We start from the raw sequence: 26,240 nt of genomic DNA, 5'->3' as shown, positions 1-26,240 counted from the left end.
GGTGCCTCCTGAGTCAGAGGCTATGTCGCGCAGGCTCGAATTGTGCTGTGTCTTCGAGAGCGGCAAGCTGCTGCCGGGTGGGCGGGTCGATGGAGATCCGGGGGATGCCCGCGGCGAGGCCGCGCCGCGTCAGGCCGGCCTTCAGCACGCCGATGTCGGCGACCCCCGTCGCGGCGACCGCCGCGTCGAGCTGCGGCTGGAGCTCCTCTGCGCCGCGCCCCGCCGCGACGGCGCGCGCCGCCTTCACGAACAGCTCGGGGAAGACGTTCGAGACGCCCGAGACGACACCCGCGAAGCCCGCCTCGGCGAGTCGCACGAGATCGAGGTCGTTGCCCGAGAAGAGGTCGAACCCCGTGGGAACCGCCTCGCGGTACGCCTCGTTCGCGGCGAAGCTCAAGCCCGAGATCTTCGCGCCGACGAGCCCCGGCACCGTTGCCAGGCGGGCGAGCGCCTCCGGCGCGACCGTCGTGCCGGCGCGGGCGGGGAACACGTAGAGATAGACGGATGCCCCGGCCGAGGCATCCGTCACCCGCTTCACGTGCTCGAGCAGCGCCTCTTCGCCCGCCGGGAAGTAATACGGGGTGATCGCGGCGAGCCGCCTCGCGCCCGCCTGCTGGGCTGCGCGCGCGAGCCGCAGCGTCTGCCGCGTGGTGGCGCCGCCGACGTGCGCGATGACGTCGTCGGGCCCGAACTCCTCGAGCGCGGCCTCGATCACGGCGAGCCGCTCGCCGTCCTCGAGCGCCGTGAACTCGCCCGTGGTGCCTGGGGTGAAGAGGCCGTCGACGCCGCACTCCCGCAGCCATCCGAACAGGGTGCGCGTGGCACCGAGGTCGAGCTCGCCGTCGTCGCCGAACACGGTGACGGGCGCTGCGATGAGGCGGAATCCGGCGGCCGTGGTCATGCCGCCAGGTTGCGCGCGGGTGCGGGCCCCTGTCAACCGCGCTACAGCTGCGGATGCGCGCGCCTCACAGAGCGGGCGCGCTGTCCCGTAGGTGTAGCGCGGGCTGGCGAGGCGCGTCCGCTTGAGTGCGCCGCTTGAGGGTCAGACCGCCTGAAGGGCGCGCAGCGCGCTCGCGAGGGCCGGAGTCAGACGGCCTGAAGCGCGCGGAGCGCGCTTGTGAAGAATCTGAGCCCGTCGACGCCCGAGCGCATGCGCACCCGGGTGTCGGGGCCGAAGCCGGGCTCGACCGCGTGCTCGGGGTGCGGCATGAGGCCGACCACGTTGCCGCGCTCGTTGGTGATGCCGGCGATGTCGTTCAGGGAGCCGTTGGGGTTCACGCCCTGGTAGCGGAACACGACGCGGCCCTCGCCCTCGAGGCGCGCGAGCGTCTCGGCATCCGCGATGTAGCCGCCCTCGCCGTTCTTGAGCGGGATGACGATCTGCTCGCCCTTCGCGAACTCGTTCGTCCACGCCGTGTCGGGGTTCTCGACCGTGAGCACCTGGTCGCGGCGGATGAAGTTGCCGTGGTCGTTGCGGATCAGGCCGCCGGGCAGCAGGTGCGCCTCGACGAGCATCTGGAAGCCGTTGCAGATGCCGAGCACGGGCGTGCCGGCGTTCGCGGCGGCGATGACCTCGGCCATCAGCGGCGACTGCGCGGCGATGGCGCCGCAGCGCAGGTAGTCGCCGTAGGAGAAGCCGCCGGGCAGCACGATCGCGTCGACGCCCTGCAGCTCGTGGTCGCCGTGCCAGAGGGCGACGGGCTCGGCGCCCGCGATGCGGATCGCGCGCTGCGCGTCGCGCTCGTCGAGCGAGCCGGGGAAGGTGACGACGCCGATCCTGGCCATGTCAGACCCCCGCGGGGGTCTCGTGGCCGAGCACCTTGACGCCGACGACGTCTTCGATGACGGAGTTGGAGAGAATGTCGGCCGCGATCTCGCGCACCTGGTCGAGCAGCTCCTGCGTGAGCTCATCGCCCTCGACGGTCAGCTCGAAGCGCTTGCCCTGCCGCACCTGGAACTCGCCGCGGCCGGTGCGGGCGAGGGCGCCGGCGATCGCCTTGCCCTGGGGGTCGAGCAGCTCTGCCTTCGGCATGACTTCGACGACGATCGTGGGCACGTGGTTCTCCGTCCGGTGCGGGGTGGCGTGATGCATCCGATTCTATCGTTCGGTCCGGATGCCGCTCGTGAGATATTTGACATCGAATATTCCACGCGGAATAATCGACGCATGATGACTCCGCTGGCGATGGCTGCGCTCGCGCTGCTGAGCGAGCGCCCGATGCACCCGTACGAGATGTATCAGACGCTCATCCAGCGGCATGAGGACCGGCTCGTCAAGGTGCGTCCGGGCTCGCTGTACCACACGGTCGGCAAGCTCACCGAGCTCGGCCTCGTGCGCGCCACGGGCACGGACCGCGAGGGCAACCGGCCCGAGCGCACGACCTACGAGATCACCGAGAAGGGGCAGCTCGCGCTCGCCGAGCGGATCGCCGACATCATCGCGGCGCCGGTCTACGAGTTCCCGAGCTTCCCGGTCGCGATCGGCGAGGCGCACAACCTGCCGAAGGAGACCGTGATCGACCTCGTGCGCCGCCGCCTCAAGGGGCTCGACCTGCTGCGGGCGGAGGCGGAGGACGCCTTCGCGGAGTTCGGGCGCACCGCGCTGCCTCGCAAGTACTGGCTCGACGTGAGCTACCTCGAAGCGGTCTACAGCGCCGAACGCGAGTGGCTCAGGAAGCTCGTCGCCGACCTCGAATCGGGCGAGCTCGACTGGGCCGAAGAGAAGACGTCAGAAGAGAAAGACACGAAGTGATGACAACGACCCATCCGACCCGCCAGAGAGAGATCCGACCGTGGCCCGCCCTCTGGGCGCTGGTCATCGGATTCTTCATGATCCTGATCGACACGACCATCGTGTCGGTCGCCAACCCCGCCATTCAGGAGGGGCTGAACACGACCACCAACAGCGTGATCTGGGTCACCAGCGCCTACCTGCTGGCCTATGCGGTTCCGCTGCTCGTGACCGGTCGCCTCGGCGACCGCTTCGGCCCGAAGAACATCTACCTCATCGGCCTCGTGGTCTTCACGCTCGCCTCGCTCTGGTGTGGGCTCTCCGACCACCTGCCCGGCACGGGCATCACGAACCTCATCATCGCCCGCGCGGTGCAGGGACTCGGCGCCGGCCTGATGACGCCGCAAACGATGGCCGTCATCACCCGCACCTTCGCGCCTGAGAAGCGCGGCACGGCGATGGCCCTCTGGGGCGCGACGGCCGGCTTCGCGACCCTCGTCGGCCCGATCCTCGGCGGCGTGCTCGTCGACGGCCTCGGCTGGGAGTGGATCTTCTTCGTCAACGTGCCGATCGGCGTGGTCGCCTTCGTGCTCGCGGCGATCCTGGTGCCCAAGCTCGAGACGCACAGCCACACCTTCGACTGGCTCGGCGTGTTCCTCTCGGCCATCGGCCTGTTCTTCCTGGTGTTCGGCCTGCAGGAAGCCAACACCTACAACTGGAACGGCTGGATCTGGGCATCCGTCATCGGCGGCATCGTGTTCATCGCGCTGTTCGTCGGCTGGCAGGCGATCAACAAGAAGGAGCCGCTGCTTCCCCTCAGCCTCTTCACCGACCGGAACTTCTCGCTGTCGAACGCCGCCATCTCGGCGGTGGGCTTCTCGATCACCGCGATGTTCATCCCGCTGGTCTACTTCTTCCAGGCCGTGCGCGGATTCACCCCGACCGAGTCGGCGCTCATGACCGTGCCGACCGCCGTGCTCTCGATCGTCCTGGCGCCCATCGCCGGGCGCCTCACCGACAAGGTGCACCCGCGCACGCTCGTCGTGCCGGGCGTCCTGCTCGTCGGCGCGTCGTTCTGGCTCTACTCGCTGATGATCTCGCCGACGATCGCGTGGCCGCTGCTGCTCATCCCGTCCGCCGTGATGGGCCTCGGCTCGGCCTTCATGTGGGGCCCCATCGCCACGACCGCGAACCGCAACCTGCCGCCGCGCGCGGCGGGCGCCGGCTCTGGCGTGTTCAACACCACGCGCCAGGTCGGTGCCGTGATCGGCTCGTCGGCGCTGGCCGCGCTGATGACGAGTCGCATTTCGGCGGAGATCCAGAAGGTGCTGCCCCCGGGCAGCAAGGGCACGGGCGGCAGCCTCATCACGTCGAATTCGACGCAGCTGCCGGCGTTCCTGCGGGACGCGTTCACGAACGCCATGAGCGAGACGCTGATGCTGCCGGCATCCGTCATCCTGGTCGCCGCGGCATGCGCGCTGTTCTTCGTGAAGCCGGTGCACCTGCGGGCGGGCGCGGGTGCGGCGGCGGCCGCCCCGGCCGAGGCTGCCCCCCAGCCGGTCGCGGAGTAGCCGCTGGCAAGAGTTCCCATTCGGCGCATGTGTGTCCGGTACGCCGGGCGCACATGCGCCGTTCGGGCACAGCAGCGGGCCGTTCGGACGCAATCGCGGACAGGGTGACGGATGCCTGCGCCGAGCCACTCGCCAACGACGAGGCGCTACGCCGTGAGCCGCTCGATGAGCTCGCCGTACCGCGCCGCGGTCTGCGCCACGATCACCGGCGGCAGCTCGGGCGGGGTGCCCTGCCTGTCCCAGTTGGCGGCGAGCCAGTCGCGCACGATCTGCTTGTCGAAGCTCGCCATGCGCTCCTCGGGGGTGGCGCCGGCGTTCCAGGCGGCGAGGTCCCAGTAGCGCGAGGAGTCCGAGGTGAGCACCTCGTCGCCGAGCGTGATCTCGCCGCTTCCGGCGTCCTGCCCGAACTCGAACTTGGTGTCGGCGATGATGAGGCCCTTCGCCTCGGTCGTCGCAGCGGCCTCCGAGTAGACCTTCAGCGAGAGCTCGCGCAGCGCGACGGCGGCCTCCTCGCCGACGATGTCGACCATGCGGTCGAAGCTGATGTTCTCGTCGTGCTCGCCCTGCGGCGCCTTCCAGGCGGGCGTGAAGATCGGCTCGGGCAGGCGGTCGCCGTTGCGCAGCCCCGCGGGCAGCGGGATGCCGGTGACCGCCTGCGTCTCCTGGTACTCGGCCCAGCCGCTGCCCGTGATGAACCCGCGCACGACGCACTCGATGGGGAACATCTCGAGCGGTTTCACGATCATCGCGCGCCCTGCGGCCTCGGCGGGAATGCGGGCCTCGCCGCCCGGAACGAGGTGGTTCGGCACGTCGGAGAGCTGCGCGAACCACCAGTTCGACAGGGTGGTGAGCAGCTCGCCCTTGCGCGGGATGCCGGGGGAGAGCACGAAGTCGAAGGCGCTCACGCGGTCGCTCGCGACGACGAGCAGCTCGGGCGCATCGGCGTCGGTGGTGCCCTCTGGAACATAGAGGTCGCGCACCTTCCCCGAGTACACGTGGGTCCAGCCGGGCAGCACCTGAGCAGTCACGCACCCCATGCTAGTGACGGTCTAGCGTGAGGCATCCGTTCGCCCGCTAATATGTCGAGAGAGACAACAAAGGAGTGCTCGTGGCACACGAGGAAGTCAACTGGTCGGCCAACTACGCCTACCGCGCCGCGGCGATCACCCGGCCGCGCACGGTCGGCGAGCTGCAGGAGCTCGTGACGCAGGCGACGGATGCCGCACCCGTGCGCGCCCTCGGCACGCGGCACACCTTCAACGACGTCGCGGACCCGGGCGAGACCGGCATGCTCGTGAACCTCGCCGAGCTGCCCGCCACGATCGAGGTCGACGCCGAGCGCCGCGTGGTGCGCGTCGCCGCGGGGCTGCGCTACGGCGACCTCGCGCTGGCGCTCGCCGCGCAGGGCTGGGCGGTGCACAACCTCGCCTCGCTGCCGCACATCTCGGTCGCCGGAGCGGTCGCGACCGCGACGCACGGCTCGGGCTCGCGCAACGGGAACCTCTCGACCGCGGTCGCCGCGCTCACCTTCGTCGACGGCACGGGCGAGCTCGTGACCCTGCGCCGCGGGGACGCCGACTTCGAGGGCGCCGTCGTCGCGTTCGGCTCGCTCGGCATCGTGACCGAGCTCGAGCTCGACATCGTGCCGGGCTTCGAGGTCGCGCAGTCGATCTACCTCGGGGTGCCCTACGAGCGCGCCGCCGAGGCCCTCGACCTGGCGTACAGCGTGAGCGTGTTCACCGACTGGTCGCCGGCCTCGATCAACCAGCTGTGGGTGAAGGCGGCCGGCGATGCGCCGGTGGCTGAGGCATCCGTTCGCGAACTGGGTGCCACGCCCGCCCTGCACAAGGTGCACATGATCGCCGGGGTCGACGCAGCGGCCACGACGGAGCAGTTCGGGGTGCTCGGGCCGTGGCACGAGCGGCTCGCGCACTTCAAGCTCGACTTCCAGCCGAGCGCCGGTGAGGAGATCCAGACGGAGTACCTGCTGCCGCGCCGCCACGCGGAAGCCGCGATCGCTGCCGTGCGCGAGCTGACCGAGAAGATCACGCCGCTGCTGCTGATCAGCGAGATCCGCGCGATCGCCGCCGACTCGCTGTGGCTCTCGACCGCGTACTCCACCGGCGACGACGACTGGGCCGACGGCGCGATCGCCTTCCACTTCACGTGGAAGCGCGAGCAGGCTGCGGTGGAGCGGGCGAGTGCGCTGCTCGAGGCGGCGCTCGCGCCGTTCGGCGCGCGGCCGCACTGGGGCAAGGTCTACACGGATGCCGCGCGCGTGCCGGGGCTCTACCCGCGCTTCGCGGATTTCGCGGCGCTGGTGCAGAAGTACGACCCCCGAGGCGTCTTCCGCAACGCCTACACGCGCCGCCTCGGGCTCTAGCAGTTCCTTCGCGTCGGTTGCGCTGCTCGGATCCGCCGTGCGCGGCCCGGAGCCGAGCAGCGCACTGCGGATCGCAGCAGCGCACGAACGGACGCCGCGAGGAGCAGGGCCGGCGTCAGTCCGCGACGCCGGCCGCGATGTCGGTGCGGTGCTGCGAGCCCTCGAGCTCGATGCGGTCGACGGCGGCGTAGACGCGGGAACGCGCCTCGGCGAAGTCCGAGCCGAGCGCCACGACCGAGAGCACCCGGCCGCCCGTGGCGACAAGGCCCACGGAATCCCACGTCCCCGCTTCGACGGAATCCGGAAGCGTCGCGATCTCGGTCGCGGCGTGCAGCACCGTGACCTCTGGCACTGCCTCTGCGGCCTCGATTCCCGTGATCTGACGGCCGGTGAGCGACTTCTCGGGGTAGCCCTCGCTCGCGACCACGACGGTGATCGCGACGTCGAGCGCGAACTCGGGCCGCGGCAGGCCGGCGAGGCCGCCGGTCGCCGAGGCGAACAGCAACTGCGACAACGGCGTGACGAGCCGCGCGAGCACGACCTGCGTCTCGGGGTCGCCGAAGCGCGCGTTGAACTCGATGACGCGCACGCCGCGCGAGGTCAGCACGAGCCCGCAATAGAGCAGCCCGATGAAGGGCGTGCCCTCGTGCTCGAGCTGGCGCACGGTCGGCAGCGCGATCGTGTCGATGACCTCGTCGACGAAGGCGTCGGGCAGCCAGGGCAGCGGCGAATAGGCGCCCATGCCGCCGGTGTTCGGTCCGTGATCGCCGTCGAGCAGGCGCTTGAAGTCCTGCGCGGGGGTGAGCGGCAGCACGTCGTGACCGTCGCTGAAGAGGAAGAGAGAGACCTCGGGGCCATCGAGGAACTCCTCGATCAGCACGGGGCCGTGCTCGAGCCAGTACGTCGCGTGAGCGACGGCGGCCGCACGGTCGGAGCTGACCAGCACGCCCTTGCCCGCGGCGAGCCCGTCGGCCTTGATGACGTAGGGAGCCCCGAACTCGTCGATGGTCTTCTCGACCTCGGCGATCGTGCCGGCGAGCTCGGCGCGGCCGGTCGGCACGCCGGCGGCCTCCATGACGCGCTTCGCGAAGGTCTTCGAGCCCTCGAGCTGCGCGGCAGCCTTCGACGGCCCGAAGACGGCGACGCCGCGCTCGCGCAGCGGGTCGGCGACGCCCGCGATGAGGGGGGCCTCTGGCCCGACGACGACGAGCTCGACGCCGTTCTCGACGGCGTACTCGGCGACCGCCGCCGGGTCGTTCGGGTCGAGTTCGATGGTGCGCACCTGCCGTGCGATGCCGGCGTTCCCGGGGGCCGCGACGATCTCGTGCTCGGCGTCCTCAGACAGCAGGCTGGTGATGATCGCGTGCTCGCGCGCGCCGGAACCGAGGACCAGAATCTTCACCCTCGAATCGTACCGGCGGGCCGGTGGGAGACTTCTCTCGTGGCCAAGCGAGCGATCGACGACACGACCGGTTTCGAGGCGGTGCGTTCTGCATTGCGAGAGACGGATGCCTCCCGCGACACCCTCGCGACGGCGGTGCGCTATCTGCTGCAGCTCCTCGAAGAGAAGGCGCCCGGCCACACGGTGGAGGTGCGCGTGCCGCCGTTCGGTGCGGTGCAGGTGGTCGAGGGTCCGCGGCACACGCGCGGCACACCGCCGAACGTGATCGAGACGGATGCCGCGACCTGGGTCGCCCTCGCATCCGGCCGCCTCAGCTGGGCCGATGCGGTCGACGCGGCCCGCGTGTCGGCGTCGGGGACACGGGCGACGCTCGAGGGGCTCATCCCCGTGCTGCCGCACAGCTTCAACTTGGGAGAATGATCGGGTGACCGACGAACGCCCCGACACCCCCGAGCCCGCCATCGAGCCAGAGGCCGGCCCCGAGTTCGAGGTCGAAGGCCCTGCCTACGACGAGCGGGTGGAGCCGGCGCTCGTCGAGGTGCGCCGCACGCCGAACTACTGGAACTTCATGGTCCTGTTCGCGGTGCTGGCCGGCATCGCGATCACGATCATCACCTTCTCGCTGCCCTACGACGCCGAGACCGCGACGTACAGCCGCGGCACGGTCTACGGCTTCGCACTGCTCTTCTCGGTGGCGTTCGGCCTGGCGCTCGGCGCGGTGATCGCGCTCATCGCCGAGCGGGTGTCGCGCCGCAGCATCCGTCTCGTCGAGGCCGAGAAGATCACGGGCCGCCTCAAGGACGGGGACGCCGACTCAACTGCTTCGAACGGTCAGTGATGCTCCCGGCATCCGTCTGCGCGCTGCAGTGGTGACCGTTCAGCGCAGTTGAATCGATCCGCGGCTCAGCTGAGCTGCGTCTTCTCGACCCAGGCCAGGTACTCCTCCGACACGGTGCCCGTGACGTAGTCGCCGGTGAAGCAGCTCATCTCGAGGTCTGAGATCGCGCTCTGCCCGTTCGGCATCTGCCCCTCGAGGATCGCCGCCTTCATGTCGTCGACGGTCTGGTAGATCAGGTTGTCGGCGCCGAGCACCGCGGAGATCTCGGGGATCGACCGGCCGGACGCGACGAGCTCCTTCCGCGACGGCATGTTGATGCCGTACACGTGCGGGAAGCGCACGGGCGGGGCGGCCGAGGCGAAGGTCACCTTGTTCGCACCGGCGTGCCTGGCCATGTCGACGATCTCCTTCGAGGTCGTGCCGCGCACGATCGAATCGTCGATGATGAGCACGTTCTTGCCGCGGAACTCGGTCGACATCGCGTTCAGCTTCTGCCGCACCGAGCGCTTGCGCTGCGCCTGCCCGGGCATGATGAAGGTGCGTCCGACATAGCGGTTCTTGTAGAACCCCTCGCGGTATTCGACGCCGAGCTTCTGCGCCACGTTCATGGCGGCCGGCCGGGACGAGTCGGGAATCGGCATGACCACGTCGATGTCGCCGCGCGGCGTGTACTTCGCGATCGTGTCGGCGAGCCGGTCGCCGAGCCGCAGGCGCGCCTCGTACACCGAGATGCCGTTCATGATCGAGTCGGGGCGGGCCAGGTACACGTACTCGAACGAGCAGGGCACGAGCCGCGGGTCTCGCGCACACTGCTGGGAATACAGCTCGCCCTCGAGCGTGATGTAGACCGCCTCGCCGGGCGCGACATCGCGCACGACTTCGTATTCCCCGGCCTCGAGCACGAGCGACTCGCTGGCGACGATCCACTCGTCACGGTCGCCGCTCACCGCGGTGCGGCGGCCGAGGATCAAGGGGCGGATGCCCCACGGGTCGCGGAACGCCAGCAGCCCGTGCCCCGCGATCATCGCGATGGTGGCGTAGGAACCCTCGACGCGCTCGTGCACCTGCGAAACCGCGGCGAACACCTGATCGGGCGTGAGATCGCGGCCTGAGATCTGGCCCTCGAGCTCGGTGGCGAGCACGTTCACGAGCATCTCGGTGTCGCTCGTCGAGTTCATGTGGCGGCGGTCGATCTGGAACAGGTCCTCGGTGAGCTCGCGCGTGTTCGTGAGATTGCCGTTGTGCACCAGGATGATGCCGTACGGCGCGTTCACGTAGAACGGCTGAGACTCGCGCTCGTTCTCTGCGTCGCCCTTGGTGACGTAGCGCACGTGGCCGACGCCCATGTTGCCGAGCAGCGAGCGCATGTCGCGGGTGCGGAACGCCTCGCGCACCTGGCCGCGGGCCTTGTGCATGTGGAACATGCTGCCGTTCGCGGTCGCGATACCGGTGGAATCCTGACCGCGGTGCTGCAGCAGGAGAAGGCTGTCGTAGATCTGCTGGTTGGCGGGCTCAGTTGAGACGATTCCGACGATTCCGCACATGCCTAAGCGGTCTCCATTTGTTTCGGCTGCTGGTTCCGGGATCCGGGCAATTCAGTCTCCCATATGGGTGCGAGGGATGCCTGAGCGGACGCCGGTCGATGCGTCGATCCGATTACGGTTGAAGCGATGGCACCGGCATCCGTTCTCACTCGCCCCCTGACGGTGGTCATGGCGATCACGTGCGGCCTGCTGGTCGCGAACCTGTACTACGCCCAGGCGGCGATCGGCCCCATCAGCGCCGAGCTCGGCATCGGGCCAGGGGCTGAGGGTCTCGTCGTCACGCTGATCCAGTTCGGCTACGCCGGCGGCCTGCTGTTCATCGCGACGCTCGGCGACCTCGTCGAGAACCGGCGGGTGGTGCTGATCACGGCGGCGATCGCCGTCATCGGGCTCGTCGGGGTCGCGTTCGCGGCGAACGCGGCGATGTTCCTCGTCGCGTCGTTCGTCGTCGGCGTGGTCTCGGTCGGCGCCCAGGTGGTGCTGCCGCTCGCCACGCATCTCGCACCCGTCGAACTGCGCGGCCGGGTCATCGGCGATGTCATGGGCGGCCTGCTCGCCGGCATCATGCTCTCGCGGCCGTACGCGAACTTCGTCACCGGGCTGCTCGGCTGGCGCTGGGTGTTCGGCATCGCGGCAGTGCTGATCGCCGCGCTCTGGGTCGTGCTGTGGTTCGCGCTGCCGAGCCGCAAGCCCGAGACGGCCATGCACTATGGCCGGCTGCTCGCCTCGACGTTCGGATTCCTCGGCCGGTCGCGGATCCTGCAGCGGCGTGCCCTCTACCAAGCTCTCGGGTTCGGCGCCTTCAACTTCTTCTGGACCTGCGCGCCGCTCATGCTGCATCGCAGCTTCGCGTTCAACCAGTTCCAGATCGCGCTGTTCGCCCTGGCAGGCGCCGGCGGCGCGCTCGCCGCGCCGATCAGCGGCCGCCTCGGCGATCGCGGGCTGGCGCGGCCGCTGACCGGCGTCGCCTTCGCGCTGATGGCGGCGATGTTCCTCGTCACGGACTGGGCCGTCGCCGTGCAGGCGCTGGTTCCGCTCGTCGCCGCAGCCGTGCTGATCGACGCGGCGACGCAGGCGAACCAGGTGGCAGGTCAGCGCATCATCTTCGGCATCGAGCCGGAGGCGCGCGGGCGCATCAACAGCGCGTACATCTTCGTGAACTTCCTCGGTGGCGCCATCGGCTCGCTGCTGGCTCCGTTCGTCTACCACCTCGCCGGCTGGACTGGGGTCGCCCTCGTCGGCGCCGCGGTGGCGGTGTTCGTGCTGCTCGTGTTCGCGACCGAGCGCTTCGACGCGCGACATCGCGCGCAGCTCGCCGCGTCGGCGTGAGCGCAGCGGTCGGCGGCTCAGGTCACGGCCCGACCTTGAAGACCCCGATCCTGGTCTTCCCGTCGGAGCGGTAGACGGGGATGTAGACGTCCTTCCCTTCGTGCGCCTTCTGCCAGTCGAGGGCGTCCTGAGGGCTGTGGAACGACTTCATGGCTGTCGTTCCGTCGGCGTCCTCGAGGTCGGTGCGCAGGACATAGCCGTCCTTCCCGTTGGTCGCGGTGGCCGCGATCAGATCGGGGCTGCCGTTCTCGTTCTGCACCCCGTAGCTCTGGCCGGCGGCGTTCACGCCCCACGCCGTCGCGTGCGCGCTGACCCAGGTCAGCGTGGCGGTCCAGCGCAGCGTCGGCGTCGAAGTCGTGATCGTGTACGAGGTGCCGCCGAGGTCGAGCTCGAACAGGTGGACGTAGTAGGTCGTGGCGTTGTTCCCGGAGGTGTCCGCTGACACCGACGCCCCTCCGCGGCCGAGCAGGTACGTGCCCGGGTCGAGCGGGTCGAGTTCCAGGTACAACTCCGAAGCGCCCTTCGGCCGATGCCCGAGCTGGATCGTCGCTGTGCCGGTCTCGGTGACCGACACAGGCGCGGCGAGGTTCGCGTGCGCATCCGCCCCCGGCTGCAGGAAGACCTGCGACGCGATCGCGGTGCCGCCGCCGAGCAGCCCGATCGCGAGCACCGCGCCGACACCCCACCGCCAGCGCGCGAGCCGGCGACGCCGCGGCGCGGCCTCGACCTGCCTGATCAGCAACTCGCGCAGGCCGTGCGCGAACACCGGGTCCATGAGTTCGGTCATTGCGTCCCTCCTTCCTCTGCAGCGACGTTCGGCAGCGTCCGCCGGTACGCATCCCGCAGCCGACCCCGCAGCCGGTGCAGCCGCACGCGCGCGGCGCCTGCGCTGATGCCGAGTGCCTCGGCCGCCGCGGCCGTCGAGTAGCCCTCGAGTGCCGTCATCACCAGCAGGGCGCGATCCTGGTCCGGCATCCGTCTCAGCTCGCCGGCGAACGCGGCGTGGTCGACCGCATCGTCCACGGCCTCGAGGGCGGACAGCCCGTCGTCCGCAGTGCGCGGGATCGCCTCGATCAGCTTGCGATGGCGACGGATGCCGCGCGCCTGGTTCTTCGCCGCGTTCGACGCCGTGACGAGCAGCCAGGGGAGCACCGAGCCGCCGACGACCCGCACCGAGTGGCGCCGTCGCCACAGCTCGAGGAACGCGGTCGCGACGAGGTCCTCGGCGTCGTGCCGGTTCTCGGCGAGGCGCAGGGCGAGGCGGTACACGCGCTCGCGGTGCAGGTCGTAGACGGCGGCGAACGCGTGGGAGTCGCCGGCGAGGGCATCCGCCCACTCATCGCCCTCGCTCGTGGAATCCGTCACACCCAGTAGTGTCCGGCAGTCGGAGAAGCGTTACGCGGACCGGATCGCCGCGGGGCGCCCCGGTAGAATCGGGCCGTGACGAACGACTCGAGCAGCACGTATCGCCAAGCCGGAGTCGACACGGCGGCCGGTGATCTCGCGGTCGAACTGATGAAGTCGGCGGTCGGACGCACGCACGGCCCCGAGGTGCTCGGCGGCGTCGGCGGCTTCGCGGGGCTCTTCGACGTCTCCTTCCTCAAGACCTTCCGGCGCCCGCTGCTCGCCACCTCGACCGACGGCGTCGGCACGAAGGTCGCGATCGCGCAGGCGATCGACAAGCACGACACCATCGGGCAGGACCTCGTCGGCATGGTCGTCGATGACATCGTCGTGGTCGGCGCGAAGCCGCTGTTCATGACGGACTACATCGCGTGCGGCCGCGTCGTGCCGACGCGCATCGCCGACATCGTCGCGGGCATCGCGCGCGCCTGCTCCGAGACGCGCACCGCGCTCGTCGGCGGCGAGACTGCAGAGCACCCCGGGCTGCTCGGGCCCGACGACTACGACGTCGCGGGTGCCGCGGTGGGCGCCGTCGAGGCCGACGCCGTGCTCGGCGCAGATCGTGTGCGGCACGGCGACGTCGTGCTGGCGCTCGGCTCGTCCGGCCTGCATTCGAACGGGTACTCGCTCGTGCGGCACATCCTCTCGCGGGCCGGGATCGACTACGCCGATCGCAGCGACGAGCTCGGCACCACCTGGGGTGAAGCACTGCTCGAGCCGACGCGGCTGTACACCGCGCCGTTGCTGCGCCTGCTGGCGGACCCGCAGCTGTCGGCATCCGTCCACTCCCTCTCGCACGTGACGGGCGGCGGCATCGCGGCCAACCTCGCGCGCGTGCTTCCCCGCGGCTCGTGGGCCGAGCTCGACCGCGCCTCGTGGTCGCCGTCGCCCGTGTTCCGCGTGCTCTCCGAGGTGGCGGGAAACTCGCTCGAGTCGGCCGAGGGCACGTGGAATCTCGGCATCGGATTCTTCGCGGTGGTCGCCCCGGGCGCCGTGGACGGCATCGTGTCGAAGCTCGCGCTCGACGGCATTCCGGCCTGGGTCGCGGGCGAGGTGTCGACCGAGCCACGCGACTTCGCCGGCTTCGAGCAGGGCGCGAAGGGCGTCGACGGCGGTGCGGTGCGCCTCGTCGGCTCATATCCGGCCTGAGGCACCCGCCCGTCTCTCCCGCCGGGGCGCCCCGGCGCCCTGGCGCCCTGTGCAAAACTCAGGGAGGTTTCGATGCGGGAAGATGTGCCGCCGCGGAACTCCGCGGTACTTGCCGGGCACGCCGAAATCCCCCCTGAGTTTTGAACGGAGGCCCCGTGAACCGAACCTTCGAGCAACTCGTCGCCGAGGGCGCGAGTGAGCCCACCGAGGGGTGGGACTTCTCGTGGTTCGAGGGGCGCGCGACCGAGGAACGGCCGCCCTGGGGCTACGTGCGGCTCGCGGCCGAACGCCTCGGTGAGGCGCACGCGAGCCTCGACGTGCAGACCGGCGGGGCCGAGGTCTACGCAGAGGCGCTGGGGAACGCGGCATCCGTGCCCGCCCGCGTCGCCGCCACCGAGGAGTGGCCGCCCAATCTCGCGATCGCCCGCGAACGGCTCGCCCCGTTCGGCGGCGAGGTCGCGAACGCGGCCGGCACCGATCCGCTGCCCTTCGACGACGAGGCCTTCGACCTCGTGCTCGCGCGGCATCCCTACGGCGTGCCGTGGGAGGAGATCGCCCGCGTGCTCGAGCCGGGCGGCACCTTCCTCGGGCAGCTGATCGGCTGGGGCACGAACCGGAAGCTGTACGAGTTCTTCCTCGGTCCGCAGGACGACGCGCACGAGGACCACGGGCATGAGGCGGTGATCCGGCAGCGCGTCGCGGCGGCCGGGCTGCAGCTCGCCCGCCTCGAGGAAGCAGTGACGAAGGTCGAGTTCTTCGATGTCGGCGCGGTCGTCTACTTCCTGCGCAAGGTGCTCTGGACCGTGCCGGGCTTCACCGTCGAGAAGTACCGCCCAGAGCTCGCCAGAATGCACGCGCTGATCGAGGCGAACGGCTCGTTCGTGAGCTACTCGCGCCGGTTCCTCGTCGAAGCGACGCGATAGCGCAGGAACAGCGCGCCGCTGCCGAAGCGGCGGTGCTCGAGCAGCTCGAGCTGGAGACCGACGCCCGCCGGCAGCCACGGCTTGCCGCCGCCGATCACCACGGGGTGCGCGTACAGCTGCAGCTCGTCGACGATGCCGGCCGCGAGCGCCGCCCCGGCGAGCTCTGGGCCGCCGATCGTCACATCGGTCGGCGCCGCGGTGACGAGCGCGCGCACGGCGTCGGCGTCGAACGACCGCTCGAGTCGCGTGTTGCCGGTATCGACCGCGTCGAGGGTGCGCGAATACACGACCTTCGTCGCCTGCCGCCACTGCGCGGCCCAGGCCCGGTCCAACGGTTCGGACTCGGGCGGCTCGTGCTCCCAATAGCGCATCGTCTCGTACATGCGCCGCCCGTAGAGATAGGTGCCGATCGGCGCGTCCTGCGCGGTGACGTGCGCCATCAGCTCCTCGTCGGGCGCCGCCCACTGGAAATCGCCCGACGCGTCTTCGGTGAACCCGTCGAGCGACGCGATCGCCGAGTAGATCAGCCGCCCCATGCGCACATGGTGGCGCAGTCCGTGACGGATGTCACGGTGATTTCCTGACGCGAGCGATGGCGACGGATGCCGCAGCCGGGCACTCTGGGAACCGTGAACGAACCCGTCATCGAGCTCGCAGGCCTGCGCAAGAGCTTCGGCCGCATCACCGCCGTCGACGGCCTCGACCTGACCATCCGTCGCGGCGAGGTCGTCGCCCTGCTCGGCCCCAATGGAGCCGGCAAGTCGACCACCATCGACCTCACCCTCGGTCTCTCGACGCCGACAGCCGGAACGGCGCAGCTCTTCGGCGACACCCCGCGCGCGGCGATCGTCTCGGGGCAGGTCGGCGCCATGCTGCAGGGTGGTGCGCTGCTGCCGACGACCACGGTGCGGGAATCCGTCGCCCTGATCGCCGCCGTGCACCGCAGCCCGCTCACGGTCGATGAGGCGCTGCGCCGCGCGCGCTGCACCGAGATCGCCGACCAGAAGGTCGCGAAGCTCTCCGGCGGCCAGACGCAGCGCGCCCGCTTCGCCGTCGCGATCGTCTCGAACCCTGAGCTGCTGCTGCTCGACGAGCCCACCGCCGCGATGGACGTCGAGGCGCGTCGCACCTTCTGGGAGTCCATGCGCGAGTACACCGACGAGGGCCGCACGGTCGTCTTCGCGACGCACTACCTCGACGAGGCCGACACCTTCGCCGACCGCATCGTGATGCTGCGCGCCGGGCGCATCGTGGCCGACGGCACGCCGACGCAGGTCAAGGCGATCGTGTCAGGTCGGCGCATCAGGGCGACGCTGCCGGGTGTGGACGAGACGGATGCCGCAGGCATCCGCTCGCTCCCCGGTGTCACGTCGCTCGAGCTGCGCGGTGATCGCCTCGAGCTCGACGCCGAGCACTCGGATGACACCCTGCGCGCCCTGCTTGGCCGCTTCCCCGCCCTGCGCGACATCGAGGTCACCGCGCGCAGCATGGACGACGCCTTCCTCGCCCTCACCGAAGGAGGTGCGCGATGAGCGTGCGCTACCTGCTGCTCGAGACCGCGCGCCAGCTGAAGAACGCGCGCTCGCTGATCTTCTCGTTCGCCGTGCCGGTGTTCATGCTGCTGATCTTCGGCTATGCCTACGGCAGCACCCCGGGCCTCGACCCCGTGACCCACCTGCCGTGGATCATGGTGACGACCGTTCAGATGGGCGCGTACGGCGGCATGATGGCCGCCCTCGCCCAGGCCTTCGTGATCGTCACGGAGCGCTCGATCGGCTGGAACCGGCAGCTGCGCATCACGCCGCTCTCCGGTACCGGTTACATGGTCTCGAAGGTCGTGACGGCGCTCATCGCCGGCGTGCTGAGCATCGCCCTGATCTTCGCGATCTCGGCGTCGGTCTTCCATACGACGATCGGGCTCGGCGGGTGGCTGATGGCAGGCCTCGGGCTGTGGTTCGGCATCCTGCCGTTCTCGCTCATCGCGATCATGATCGGGCAGTTCGCCAAGCCGCAGTTCGCGCAGCCGTTGTTCATGGCGGTCTTCTTCGGTTTGTCCATCTTCGGTGGACTCTGGGTGCCGCTGCAGATCATGCCGAGCTGGGCGACGGATGTCGCGAAGGCGGTCCCCTCGTATTGGCTGAATCACCTCGGCGACATGGGGGCGCGGCTCTCGGGCGATGCCATGCAGCCGGTGCTCGTGCTGATCGCCTGGACGGTCGCCCTGGCCGTCTTCATCTCGTGGAGGTACCGCCGGGATGCCGCGCGTGCGTGAGTTCCTGCACGAGCGCCTCTCGTCGCGCGCTGCCCGGCGGTGGTACCCGGGTGGTTCCTTCGGCGGGCTCTACTCGCTGATCGGCGCGTGGTTCGTCTGGACCGGCGGCGGCCCTCTCGCGTCAGCCCTTGCCGTCACCGCCCTCTTGCTCGTAGTGTCCGGGATCTACGTGTTTCTGCCCCCGCTGCTTTGGGGCACCGCTCGAGGGTGGATCTACCTGGCGCTGCTCGGCTACGCGGCCGTGATCTGCACGCTCTTCCCGTTCATCGGGCCGTGGACATCGTGGCTGTTCATGTACATCGCCTGCGCCGCGGCCTCGTGCTTCCCTCGGGTCGTCGACGCGGCGGTGGGGGTCGCGGCGGCCGCTCTCGGGCAGTTCGCCGTGCTCACCGCAGCAGGCTTGATCGCCGACGAATGGTTCATCATCGCCTTGACGGTGTCCATCGCGACGATGCTGCGCGGCATCTCGCAGCTGGCGCGGACGGTCGGCGAGCTGCGCCAAGCGCAGAGCGAAGTCGCCCGCCTCGCCGTCGCCGAAGAGCGGGCACGCTTCACCCGCGACCTGCATGACGTGCTCGGCCACTCGTTGACGGTCGTGACGGTGAAATCCGAACTTGCGGCCCGTCTCGTCGACCGCGACCCGCAGCGGGCGAAGACCGAGCTCGCCGATATCGAGCGGCTCGGCCGCGGCGCGCTCGCCGACCTGCGCGCCTCGATCGCCGGCTACCGCGAGATGAACCTCGACACCGAACTGGCCGCCGCGCGCGTGGCGCTCGCAGCGGCCGAGGTGGAGGCGACGGTTCCGGCCTCCGGCGACACCGTCGTGCCGCCGCTGCGCGAGCTGTTCGCCTGGGCCGTGCGCGAGTCGGTCACGAACGTGATCCGCCACGCGGGCGCGGCGAGCTGCACCATCGAGCTGCGCGCCGACGCCGTGACGATCGCCGACGACGGCGTGGGCATGGGTGCGTGCGTCGATGCGGAGAACACGGATGCCGCAGGCGGCATACGCTCCGGCAGCGGGCTCGCGGGGCTCTCCGCGCGCGCTGCGGCGGTCGGCGCCGTGCTGCTCGTCGCGGCGCGCGAGCCGCACGGTACCGTCGTGACTGTGACGGGAGCGGCGGCGCGATGACCGAAGCGATCCGCCTGCTGCTCGCCGACGACCAGGCGCTGGTGCGCGGCGCGCTCGCTGCGCTGCTCGAACTCGAGCCGGACCTCGAGGTGGTCGCGCAGGTCGGGCGGGGCGACGAGGTGCTCGTGGCCGCCCGCGAGGCGCAGGCGCAGGTCGCCCTGCTCGACGTCGAGATGCCGGGGCTCGACGGGCTCGCCGTCGCGGCGCAGCTGCGCGCCGAGCTGCCCGCCTGTCGGTCGCTGATCGTCACCACCTTCGGCCGCCCCGGCTATCTGCGCCGGGCGATGGAGGCCGGCGCCTCGGGCTTCGTCGTCAAGGACACCCCCGCGGAGCGGCTCGCCGACGCCGTGCGCCGCGTCGCCGCGGGCTTGCGCGTCGTCGACCCGGCGCTCGCCGCGGAGTCCCTCGCCTCCGGTGCCTCGCCGCTCACCCAGCGCGAGACCGAGGTGCTGCGGGTCGCTGCCCGCGGTGGCTCCGTGGACGAGATCGCTCGGGAGCTGCGCCTGTCGCCGGGCACCGTGCGCAACCACCTCTCGGCCGCCATCGGCAAGACAGGAGCCCGCAATCGTGCCGACGCCGCGCAGGCCGCCGCCGCGCAGGGCTGGCTGCTGTAGGCATCCGCACGCCGCGTCGCACCCTGACATGCAAAACACCCCGCCTCCTCGGGGGAGGCGGGGCATTGCAAGCTCACGTGCGAGTCGGCTCAGGCGCCCTTCGGCTGGCGAGCCTGGTACTCGTCTTCGTCCTCGTCGTCGGACTCGAGGCCCTCGGGCTCATAGTCGGCCCAGGCCGCGTACTGGTCCTCTTCGGACGTGTGGCTACCGAGCTCGCGCTCCAAGGCTGCATAGTTCACGTCCGGGCTGTAGGACTTCAGCTCGCGGGCGATCTTGGTGTGCTTTGCCTTCTGACGGCCACGCCCCATGCGAGACCCCCTTACGATGACGGGCCAGGGTGAGAGTGTTGTCACCCGGCGCAAACAGAGATGAAATCTAGCGGGTAGTTTAGCATGAGGCGCCCTGCCCGCCTTTGCCCTGCACGCCCCCTTCATTTTCCTGGATGCCCCGTGCGACACTTGCCGACCCACACGCAGGTGGTCGTCGTGGGGGCCGGTCAGGCGGGTCTCTCGGTGGCCTATTTCCTGCAGCGCTTCCAACTCGAACCGGGCGTGGACTTCGTCGTCGTCGACCGCGGGCCGACCACCGGCGGGGCGTGGCAGCATCGCTGGGAGGCGCTCACCCTCGGCAGCGCGCACCGGGTCGCCGACCTGCCCGGCATGAGCGAGCTGGGGCTATCGTTCGAGACCGCCGACCATCACCGGCCCGCGAAGGACGTGGTCGAGGAGTACTACCGGGCCTACGAGGAGCACTACGGACTCCACGTGTTCCGCCCTGTCGAGGTGATGAGCGTCTTCAACCGCGGCGCCGATCTCATCGTCAACGCGCGCGTGCCCGACGAGCACGACCCGGACTACCGCGAGGAGATCGTGACGCGCCTGCTCGTGAACGCGAGCGGCACGTGGCGCACCCCGTTCGTGCCCTATGTGCCGGGCATCCGCTCGTTCACGGGCGAGCAGTTCACGACGAACACGTACGCCTCGGCCGAGCACTTCCGCGGCATGTCGGTCATCGTCGTGGGCGGGGGCACGAGTGCGATCGGATTCCTGCTCGAACTCGAGGGCGTCGCCGCCGACCTCGCCTGGGCCACCCGGCGGCCCGTCGAGTTCAACGACGACGAGAAGCTCAGCATGGAGGGCGGCGTGCGCGCCGTCGCCGAGCAGGACGCCGCCGCCCGGGCGGGCAGACCGCTGCCGAGCATCGTGCACGGCACCGGCATCGCGAAGACCCGGCGCATCGCCGCAGGCATCGAGCGCGGGCTGCTCGTTCCGCGGCCGATGTTCACTCGCGTGGAGCCCGAGGGGGTGCGCTGGCCCGACGGCTCGTTCACGCATGCCGACGCGATCATCTGGGCGACCGGATTCCGGCCAGAGCTGCGGCACCTCGCTCCGCTGCGGCTGCACAACATCGGGGGAGGCGTCACGGTGGCGAACGGCGCGGTCGAGTCCGACCCCCGTATATTCCTTGCCGGCTATGGACCCCAGGCGTCGACGATCGGCGCGAGCCGAGCCGGCCGCGCGGTGGCCCGCCAGGTGATCGCCTCCTTGTAGGGAGAGAGACGCAAGACGCTCTACGAGGCGGCGACTTGCTCGCCGCCGAACGTGTGGAATGCATAAGCCAACCGCGGTGCGCCGGGCCGGGACCGGCGCACCAGAGATTCAGCGCACCGCAAAGGCGATCGCGATGGCCGCCGCCGCCGACCAGGCCTGCGGGCGGCACGCGGCGGGGTACGGCACCGGGGATTCCGTACCGTGCCTCTCGTCGCCGGAGTGCAGCTCGGGCATCCGGAATCCCAGCCTGACCGCCGCGCTGATCAGCCCGTCGGCGAGCTCCCGCGCCTCGGCCCTGAACCCTTCGCGAACGAGTCCGAGCACCGCGATCGCGGTGTCGTGCGCCCACACCGAGCCGCCGTGGTAGCTGAGCGGCCAGTAGCCGGCATCCGCCGTCGACATCGTGCGCAGCCCGAAGCCCGAGTGCAGCTCGGGCGACAGCAGCCGCCGGGCGATCAGCGCCGCCTGCTCGTGCGAGACGATGCCCGTGCCGAGCAGATGCCCCATGTTGCTCGCCACCGAGTCGACGCGCGCTCCGTGCGCGTCGAGCGCGATGGCCGGGTAGTCGCCGTCCGGCGAGGACACCCAGAACGCGTCATTGAAGCGCGCACGCAGCGCCGCCGCCCAGTCGCGCCACTCCTCGGCTCCCGGTTCGCCGAAGCTCTCGAGCAGCTCGGCGCCGGCGAGCGCCGCCGCGTAGGCGTAGCCCTGCACCTCGCACAGCGCGATCGGCCCTTCTGCGAGCCGCCCGTCGTGCCACTGGATCGAGTCGTCCGAGTCCTTCCAGCCCTGGTTCGAAAGGCCCCGCCCCGACTCGTCGATATACCTCAGGAAGCCGTCTGGGCCGGCGGCGTAGTCGCGCATCCACTCGAGGGCGGCGTGCAGGTGCGGCAGCAGCGCCTTCACCTCGGCCCCAGAGACGCCGGCGTGCCAGGCATCGCGCAGCAGCACGATCCACAGCGGGGTCGCGTCGATCGTGCCGTAGTACAGCGGCGGCAGCATGATCTGCTGCTGCGGCAGCTCGAGCGCGGTCGGCCGCAGCTCGTGCATGATCTTGCCGGGTTGCTCGGCTGTGAGCGGGTCGACCTCCGTGCCCTGCAGCTGCGCGAGCGCGCGCAGGGTCGAGAGCGCGAGGCCGGGGTCGAGCGGCAGCATGAACTGGGCCGCCCAGAGCGCGTCGCGGCCGAAGAGGGTGAGGAACCAGGGAGCGCCCGCGGCGAGGAACGGCTCGTCCTGCCCGCGCAGGGTGATGCGCAGCGCGGAGAGATCGGTGAGCGCGCGGTCGACCCAGCGGCGGATGCGCAGGTCGAAGGCCGGCACCGCGTCCGGGTCCCACCCTGTCGCGTCGGACGCCGCCTCGACGACCGCCCGCTCGTCGTCGAGCTCCGCCCGCCAGCCGATGGTCGGCGCCTCGCCCGCGGGCACGTCGACCTGCCAGCGCAGCTCGAGTCCGGCATCCGTCTCGGTCGCGATCGCCCCTGGCGCGATGATGCGCAGGCTCACGCCGTCGTCGCTCCACGACGCGACCGTGCCGTCGGCATCGCTGATGACCGTGTCGGCGACCGCGTGCTCGCGCTTCAGCCCGTCCTTCACGAGGTGGATCGGCGTGAAGTCGGCGTGCAGCCGCAGCACCGCGATGACGCGCTGCGGCGAGGCGAGCGCCGAGTTGAAGGTGATCGTCTCCTCCATCAGCCCGCCGTCGACCGCGCGCGTGCGCTCGACCCGGAAGCGCGGGTCGGCCCGCTCTCCCGGCAGCCCGCGCAGCAGCATCGTGAAGGTCGTGTGCAGGGCGTCCTCCTCGAGCACCCGCAGGTCCTCGAGCACGTGCCCCTCGACCTCGAGCGACAGCCTGTCGATGACGCGTGTGTTGGAGTGGTACAGCCCATGGATCGGCAGCGCGCCCATGTCGCCGAGCGCGTCCGACCAGGCCTGTGTCGGCGCGCGCAGCACCGAGAACGCGGTGTGCAGCAGCGGCTGAGGACGTTGAACGGATGCCGGGGCCGGGTCGTTCGGCAGGGTGCTGCTCACTCCTTCACCGCTCCTTCGCTCTGGGTCATGATGCGCCGCTGGAAGACGAAGAACATCGCGGCGACGGGCAGGGTCATGATGAGCGCAGCGGCCAGCTTCAGCGGATACTGCGTGCCCGAGCCGAGCGAGCCGCTCGCGAGGGTGGCGACGCCCTTGGTCAGCGGCGTCAATGCGGGGTTCTGCGCGGCGACGATGAAGTGCGCGAGCTCGTTCCACGAGCCCTGGAACGACAGGATCACGATCGTCACCAGCGCCGGCTGCGCCATCGGCAGCACCACAGACCAGAACAGCCGCAGAGTTCCCGCGCCATCGATCCGCGCCGCCTCCTCGACGGCGAGCGGGGTCGACTCGAAGAACCCCTTCATGATGAACACCCCGGCCGCGTCGCCCATGAGCGGCACGATCATGCCGATGTACGAGTCGTAGATGCTCAGCTGGTTGAGCACTAGGAACTTCGGGATCAGCAGCACCACGTTCGGCACGGCCATGACCGCCACGAGGCCGGCGAAGATCACGTTGCGCCCGCGGAAGTGCAGTCGCGCGAGCGCGTAGCCCGCGAGCGAGTCGAACAGCACGCGTCCGAGCGTCACGCACACGGTGATGATCACAGAGTTCATGAACCAGAGCGGGAAGTCCGAGTTCGTGAGCAGCTTGTCGATCGCGGCGAGGCTGAACGGATTCGGGATGAGCGAGACCGGGTTGTTCGCGGCGTCGGGGTCCGTCTTGAACGCGGTCGCCACCTGGATCAGGAACGGCAGGATGTACACGAGCGCGAGCACCGTCAGCACGGCGTAGAGCACCGACTGGCCCGCGAGACGACCGGTCGTCCAGCGGTGCCGCCTCATCGCTCGGCCTCCCCGACGGGCAGGCCGGCGACCTTCGCCGGCACCGGGTTGAGGCGCCGCCGCTTCGAGATCGCTCGCTCGCGCAGCGCCCAGCGCTGGATGAGCGTGAAGACGATGATGATGACGAACAGGATGAAGGCGATCGCGGCGCCCTGCCCCCAGGCGTTGTTGCCGAAGGACGCCTGATAGGACAGGTACGCCGGCGTCAGCGTCGTCCCGTCAGGGCCGCCCTTGGTCGCGACGTAGACCTGGTCGAACACCTGCCAGCACCCGATCAGCCCGAGCGTGATGACGGTGAACAGCGTCGGCCGCAACTGCGGCAGCGTGATCTTCGTGAAGCGCTCCCACCCGTTCGCCCCGTCGACCATGCCGGCCTCCTGCAGATCGCCCGACAGGTTCTGCAGCGCGGCCAGGAACAGCAGCATGAAGGTGCCCGACGTCGTGAAGACGGCGAGCAGGATGAGCGCGCTCATCGCCCACGAGGGGCCGGCCAGCCAGTCCCACCAGCTGACGCCGAGGAAACCGTGGTTCACCAGCGCGCCCGGGCCGTTCTGCACACCGAACGCACTGAGGATCGCGTGCAGCACCCCCTGCGGCTCGTTGAACCAGTTGGGTCCGTGGATGCCGACCCACGACAGCACCTTGTTGATTGCGCCGGTCGTGTTGAACAGGAACAGCCAGAGCACCGTGATGGCCACCGAGCTCGTCACCGAGGGGAAGTAGAAGGCGGTGCGGAAGAATCCGCGCCCCTTCAGCCGCTGGTTGTTGACGAGGGATGCCAGCACCAGCGCCACGATCGTCTGAATGGGCACGACCAGCACGACATACCAGAGGTTGTTGCGCAGGGCCTGCCCGAAGTTCTGCTCGGCCAGGCCCCCGCCGCTCGTCACCGCCTCGTAGTTCTTGAGCCCAACGAAGTTCACCCCGGCGGAGAACGGGCTGCCGCGGCCGCCCCAGTCCGAGAAGCTCACCCAGAGCGCCATCAGGATCGGGATCACCAGGAACAGCCCGAGCAGCACCAGCACCGGTGCCGTGAACAGCCACCCAGCCGAGGCCTCGCCTTTGCGGATCGAGCTCTTCGACATCCGCTCGCCCCTACTGCTTCAGCAGCGCTTCGAGATTGGTCTGCGCCGAGTCGAGGATCGTCTTCGGGTCCGTCGTCTTCAGCTGGGCGATCTTGCCGTCGAGGTCCGTGATCACGTCGGAGACGCCCTTGAGCGTCGGCGTCCCCTGCGCGTATGCCGTCGCGTCGAGGAACGGCGCGTACTGCGGGAACTCCTGCTTCCAGTCGGACGCCGCGGACTGGATCGACGGCATCACGCCGAAGGCCTTCGCGAACTGCATCTGGTCGTCTTTCGACGTGAGCTTCTCGACCAGGTTCAGCGCCGCCTTCTGGTTCGGGCTGTCGGCCGCGATGCCCCAGCAGTTCGTGAACTGCAGCGTGCCCTGGCCCTTCGGGCCGGCGGGAAGCGGGACCACCTTGTAGTGGATGTTCGGGTAGTCAGAGCTCATCGCACCGCTGATCCAGTTGCCCTCGATGGTCATCGCGGCGAGCCCCTTGCCGAAGGCCTCGCCGCCCCAACCCGCGCCGACATCCGCCGCGAACTTCATCGAGCCCGCCTTGAGCAGCGACTGCGCATAGGTGAGCGCCTTCACGTTCGCCGCGCTGTTCGCCGTCACCTTGGTGTTGTCCGTATTGGTCAGGTTGCTGCCAGCCTGCACCATGAAGGCGCCGAGGCGCTCGTACTGACCGGAGACGACGAGCCCCGTCGTGCCGCCGGTCGTGAGCTTCTTCGCGACCGCCGTGAGGTCATCCCAGCTCTTCGGGTAGTCGGAGTCGGTGAGCCCCGCCGCCTTCCACTTGTCCGTGTTGACGACGAGCTGCAGCGTCGAGACATCCTTCGGAGCGCAGTAGAACTTGCCGTTGTAGGTGAAGTTCTTGACGAGCGAGGGGTAGAAGTCGCTCTTGAGCGAGCTGGGCAGGTCATCGCCGTAGGCGAGCAACGAGCCGTTGTCGGCATAGCCGGGCAGCGATCCTGAGTCGAGGTAGAACACGTCCGCCGGCTTCTTCGCCGCGAAGCCCTGCGCGAGCTGCTGCGGCAGGTTGTTCGCCGGAATGACGCTCGCCTTCGTCCCCGAGCTCGAGGACCAGTCGGCGACCGCCGACTTCACCGCTGCCGTCTCGGCGTCGCCGCTCGAGCCGATGAGTACGGTGAGGGGGTCTTTCGACGAGGTCAGCCCGCCGCTCCCCGAGGCGCTGCCGCCGCTGCTGCTTCCCCCGAATCCAGAACCGCAGCCGGCGAGGGCGATCGCCGCGGCTGCGGCGACCGTGCCCATGAGCACGGTGCGAGCAAGAGTTCTTGACATCGAGACACTCCCTTGTCTACATCCCCGTCGATGCCTTCTTTGATCGTTCAAAACTCGCGCCGTTGCACAATTGGATCGATCAAATAAGGTAAGACAACGATTACGCGCGCGAATCCCGCTGTCAACCCCTTCCGGGCGACGCGAAGCGATCGGAACCGACG

The 26,240-nt window shown here is 69.9% G+C and carries 27 protein-coding genes; 13 read left to right on the top strand and 14 right to left on the bottom strand.

Annotated features, from left to right (window positions below; genetic code table 11):
* Positions 1–13: 13 nt before the first annotated feature.
* The 3 genes from ABD708_RS00545 to ABD708_RS00535 all read right to left on the bottom strand — a co-directional run bounded on the left by ABD708_RS00545 (position 14) and on the right by ABD708_RS00535 (position 2,056).
* Positions 14–901 (bottom strand): dihydrodipicolinate synthase family protein, encoded by an 888-nt coding sequence (locus ABD708_RS00545; protein WP_344751302.1) that lies wholly within the window; start codon positions 899–901, stop codon positions 14–16.
* Positions 902–1,086: 185 nt separating this feature from the next.
* A complete protein-coding gene (gene purQ, locus ABD708_RS00540) occupies positions 1,087–1,785 on the bottom strand; it encodes a phosphoribosylformylglycinamidine synthase subunit PurQ (protein WP_344751300.1) in 699 nt (232 codons plus the stop codon).
* Position 1,786: 1 nt separating this feature from the next.
* The gene (locus tag ABD708_RS00535; protein WP_344751299.1) at positions 1,787–2,056 is read right to left on the bottom strand and encodes a phosphoribosylformylglycinamidine synthase subunit PurS; all 270 of its coding nucleotides are present in this window, start codon (positions 2,054–2,056) and stop codon (positions 1,787–1,789) included.
* A 111-nt stretch (positions 2,057–2,167) separates the two neighbouring features.
* Between ABD708_RS00535 and ABD708_RS00530 the strand changes: the two genes are divergently transcribed.
* Positions 2,168–2,752 (top strand): PadR family transcriptional regulator, encoded by a 585-nt coding sequence (locus ABD708_RS00530; protein WP_344751298.1) that lies wholly within the window; start codon positions 2,168–2,170, stop codon positions 2,750–2,752.
* Positions 2,752–4,302 carry an MFS transporter gene (locus tag ABD708_RS00525; RefSeq protein WP_344751297.1) on the top strand — a complete coding sequence of 517 codons (1,551 nt, stop codon included), beginning with the start codon at positions 2,752–2,754 and terminating at the stop codon, positions 4,300–4,302. Before ABD708_RS00530 ends, ABD708_RS00525 begins: the two co-directional genes overlap by 1 nt.
* Positions 4,303–4,448: 146 nt before the next feature.
* Here the strand turns inward: ABD708_RS00525 and ABD708_RS00520 are convergent, their stop codons facing one another.
* A complete protein-coding gene (locus tag ABD708_RS00520) occupies positions 4,449–5,339 on the bottom strand; it encodes a phosphoribosylaminoimidazolesuccinocarboxamide synthase (protein WP_344751296.1) in 891 nt (296 codons plus the stop codon).
* Between the two features lie 71 nt (positions 5,340–5,410).
* Here ABD708_RS00520 and ABD708_RS00515 point away from each other — a divergent pair, with 71 nt between their 5' ends.
* Positions 5,411–6,685 carry an FAD-binding protein gene (locus ABD708_RS00515; RefSeq protein ID WP_344751295.1) on the top strand — a complete coding sequence of 425 codons (1,275 nt, stop codon included), beginning with the start codon at positions 5,411–5,413 and terminating at the stop codon, positions 6,683–6,685.
* A gap of 115 nt (positions 6,686–6,800) precedes the next feature.
* Here the strand turns inward: ABD708_RS00515 and purD are convergent, their stop codons facing one another.
* Positions 6,801–8,087, bottom strand: coding sequence for a phosphoribosylamine--glycine ligase (gene purD / locus ABD708_RS00510; protein ID WP_344751294.1), 1,287 nt, complete (start codon positions 8,085–8,087; stop codon positions 6,801–6,803).
* Between the two features lie 39 nt (positions 8,088–8,126).
* Here purD and ABD708_RS00505 point away from each other — a divergent pair, with 39 nt between their 5' ends.
* On the top strand, positions 8,127–8,507 hold the full coding sequence (locus ABD708_RS00505; protein WP_425553226.1) for a sterol carrier family protein: 381 nt from the start codon (positions 8,127–8,129) through the stop codon (positions 8,505–8,507).
* 4 nt (positions 8,508–8,511) lie between these two features.
* Complete coding sequence (locus tag ABD708_RS00500; RefSeq protein WP_344751292.1) at positions 8,512–8,925, top strand: hypothetical protein; 414 nt, start codon at positions 8,512–8,514, stop codon at positions 8,923–8,925.
* 65 nt (positions 8,926–8,990) lie between these two features.
* Here the strand turns inward: ABD708_RS00500 and purF are convergent, their stop codons facing one another.
* Positions 8,991–10,469, bottom strand: a complete 1,479-nt coding sequence (purF, locus tag ABD708_RS00495; protein WP_344751290.1) for an amidophosphoribosyltransferase — start codon at positions 10,467–10,469, stop codon at positions 8,991–8,993.
* Between the two features lie 126 nt (positions 10,470–10,595).
* On the opposite strand from purF, the gene ABD708_RS00490 reads away from it, so the two are divergent.
* Entirely contained in the window at positions 10,596–11,798 is a 1,203-nt protein-coding gene (locus ABD708_RS00490; protein ID WP_344751288.1) for an MFS transporter, read from the top strand.
* Positions 11,799–11,820: 22 nt separating this feature from the next.
* On the opposite strand, the gene ABD708_RS00485 is transcribed toward ABD708_RS00490, so the two are convergent.
* Together ABD708_RS00485 and ABD708_RS00480 are read right to left on the bottom strand one after the other, a co-directional pair.
* Positions 11,821–12,585, bottom strand: a complete 765-nt coding sequence (locus tag ABD708_RS00485; protein WP_344751287.1) for a hypothetical protein — start codon at positions 12,583–12,585, stop codon at positions 11,821–11,823.
* Entirely contained in the window at positions 12,582–13,163 is a 582-nt protein-coding gene (locus ABD708_RS00480; RefSeq protein ID WP_344751285.1) for an RNA polymerase sigma factor, read from the bottom strand. Before ABD708_RS00480 ends, ABD708_RS00485 begins: the two co-directional genes overlap by 4 nt.
* Before the next feature lie 75 nt (positions 13,164–13,238).
* Here ABD708_RS00480 and purM point away from each other — a divergent pair, with 75 nt between their 5' ends.
* Positions 13,239–14,351, top strand: a complete 1,113-nt coding sequence (gene purM, locus ABD708_RS00475; RefSeq protein ID WP_344751284.1) for a phosphoribosylformylglycinamidine cyclo-ligase — start codon at positions 13,239–13,241, stop codon at positions 14,349–14,351.
* 155 nt (positions 14,352–14,506) lie between these two features.
* Complete coding sequence (locus tag ABD708_RS00470) at positions 14,507–15,274, top strand: methyltransferase domain-containing protein (protein WP_344751283.1); 768 nt, start codon at positions 14,507–14,509, stop codon at positions 15,272–15,274.
* Here ABD708_RS00470 and ABD708_RS00465 read toward each other — a convergent pair.
* A complete protein-coding gene (locus tag ABD708_RS00465; protein ID WP_344751282.1) occupies positions 15,238–15,810 on the bottom strand; it encodes a dihydrofolate reductase family protein in 573 nt (190 codons plus the stop codon). The two genes, ABD708_RS00470 and ABD708_RS00465, sit on opposite strands and share 37 nt — an antisense overlap.
* Before the next feature lie 93 nt (positions 15,811–15,903).
* Between ABD708_RS00465 and ABD708_RS00460 the strand changes: the two genes are divergently transcribed.
* From ABD708_RS00460 to ABD708_RS00445, 4 genes are read left to right on the top strand one after another with little or no spacing between them, the layout of a single operon-like run.
* A complete protein-coding gene (locus ABD708_RS00460) occupies positions 15,904–16,806 on the top strand; it encodes an ABC transporter ATP-binding protein (protein ID WP_344751281.1) in 903 nt (300 codons plus the stop codon).
* Positions 16,803–17,546 carry an ABC transporter permease gene (locus ABD708_RS00455; protein WP_344751280.1) on the top strand — a complete coding sequence of 248 codons (744 nt, stop codon included), beginning with the start codon at positions 16,803–16,805 and terminating at the stop codon, positions 17,544–17,546. The genes ABD708_RS00460 and ABD708_RS00455 overlap by 4 nt, the downstream gene beginning before the upstream one ends.
* Positions 17,530–18,675 carry a sensor histidine kinase gene (locus ABD708_RS00450; protein WP_344751278.1) on the top strand — a complete coding sequence of 382 codons (1,146 nt, stop codon included), beginning with the start codon at positions 17,530–17,532 and terminating at the stop codon, positions 18,673–18,675. Before ABD708_RS00455 ends, ABD708_RS00450 begins: the two co-directional genes overlap by 17 nt.
* Complete coding sequence (locus ABD708_RS00445) at positions 18,672–19,289, top strand: response regulator transcription factor (RefSeq protein WP_344751276.1); 618 nt, start codon at positions 18,672–18,674, stop codon at positions 19,287–19,289. The genes ABD708_RS00450 and ABD708_RS00445 overlap by 4 nt, the downstream gene beginning before the upstream one ends.
* Before the next feature lie 89 nt (positions 19,290–19,378).
* On the opposite strand, the gene ABD708_RS00440 is transcribed toward ABD708_RS00445, so the two are convergent.
* A complete protein-coding gene (locus ABD708_RS00440) occupies positions 19,379–19,597 on the bottom strand; it encodes a DUF3073 domain-containing protein (RefSeq protein ID WP_344751274.1) in 219 nt (72 codons plus the stop codon).
* Between the two features lie 141 nt (positions 19,598–19,738).
* On the opposite strand from ABD708_RS00440, the gene ABD708_RS00435 reads away from it, so the two are divergent.
* The gene (locus ABD708_RS00435; RefSeq protein ID WP_344751273.1) at positions 19,739–20,839 is read left to right on the top strand and encodes an FAD-dependent oxidoreductase; all 1,101 of its coding nucleotides are present in this window, start codon (positions 19,739–19,741) and stop codon (positions 20,837–20,839) included.
* Between the two features lie 108 nt (positions 20,840–20,947).
* Here the strand turns inward: ABD708_RS00435 and ABD708_RS00430 are convergent, their stop codons facing one another.
* Genes ABD708_RS00430 through ABD708_RS00415 form a run of 4 tightly spaced genes read right to left on the bottom strand, consistent with a single transcriptional unit; the run spans position 20,948 to position 26,079 of the window.
* Positions 20,948–22,867: a glycogen debranching N-terminal domain-containing protein gene (locus ABD708_RS00430; protein WP_344751272.1), complete on the bottom strand. Its 1,920-nt coding sequence runs from the start codon at positions 22,865–22,867 to the stop codon at positions 20,948–20,950.
* On the bottom strand, positions 22,864–23,712 hold the full coding sequence (locus tag ABD708_RS00425) for a carbohydrate ABC transporter permease (protein WP_344751271.1): 849 nt from the start codon (positions 23,710–23,712) through the stop codon (positions 22,864–22,866). Before ABD708_RS00425 ends, ABD708_RS00430 begins: the two co-directional genes overlap by 4 nt.
* A complete protein-coding gene (locus ABD708_RS00420) occupies positions 23,709–24,797 on the bottom strand; it encodes a carbohydrate ABC transporter permease (RefSeq protein ID WP_344751270.1) in 1,089 nt (362 codons plus the stop codon). The genes ABD708_RS00425 and ABD708_RS00420 overlap by 4 nt, the downstream gene beginning before the upstream one ends.
* Before the next feature lie 10 nt (positions 24,798–24,807).
* Positions 24,808–26,079 (bottom strand): sugar ABC transporter substrate-binding protein, encoded by a 1,272-nt coding sequence (locus tag ABD708_RS00415; protein WP_344751268.1) that lies wholly within the window; start codon positions 26,077–26,079, stop codon positions 24,808–24,810.
* Positions 26,080–26,240: the final 161 nt, after the last annotated feature.

Source organism: Gryllotalpicola koreensis (assembly GCF_039538185.1).
GTDB lineage: Bacteria > Actinomycetota > Actinomycetes > Actinomycetales > Microbacteriaceae > Gryllotalpicola > Gryllotalpicola koreensis.
This window is presented reverse-complemented; position numbering and strand designations above follow the sequence as displayed.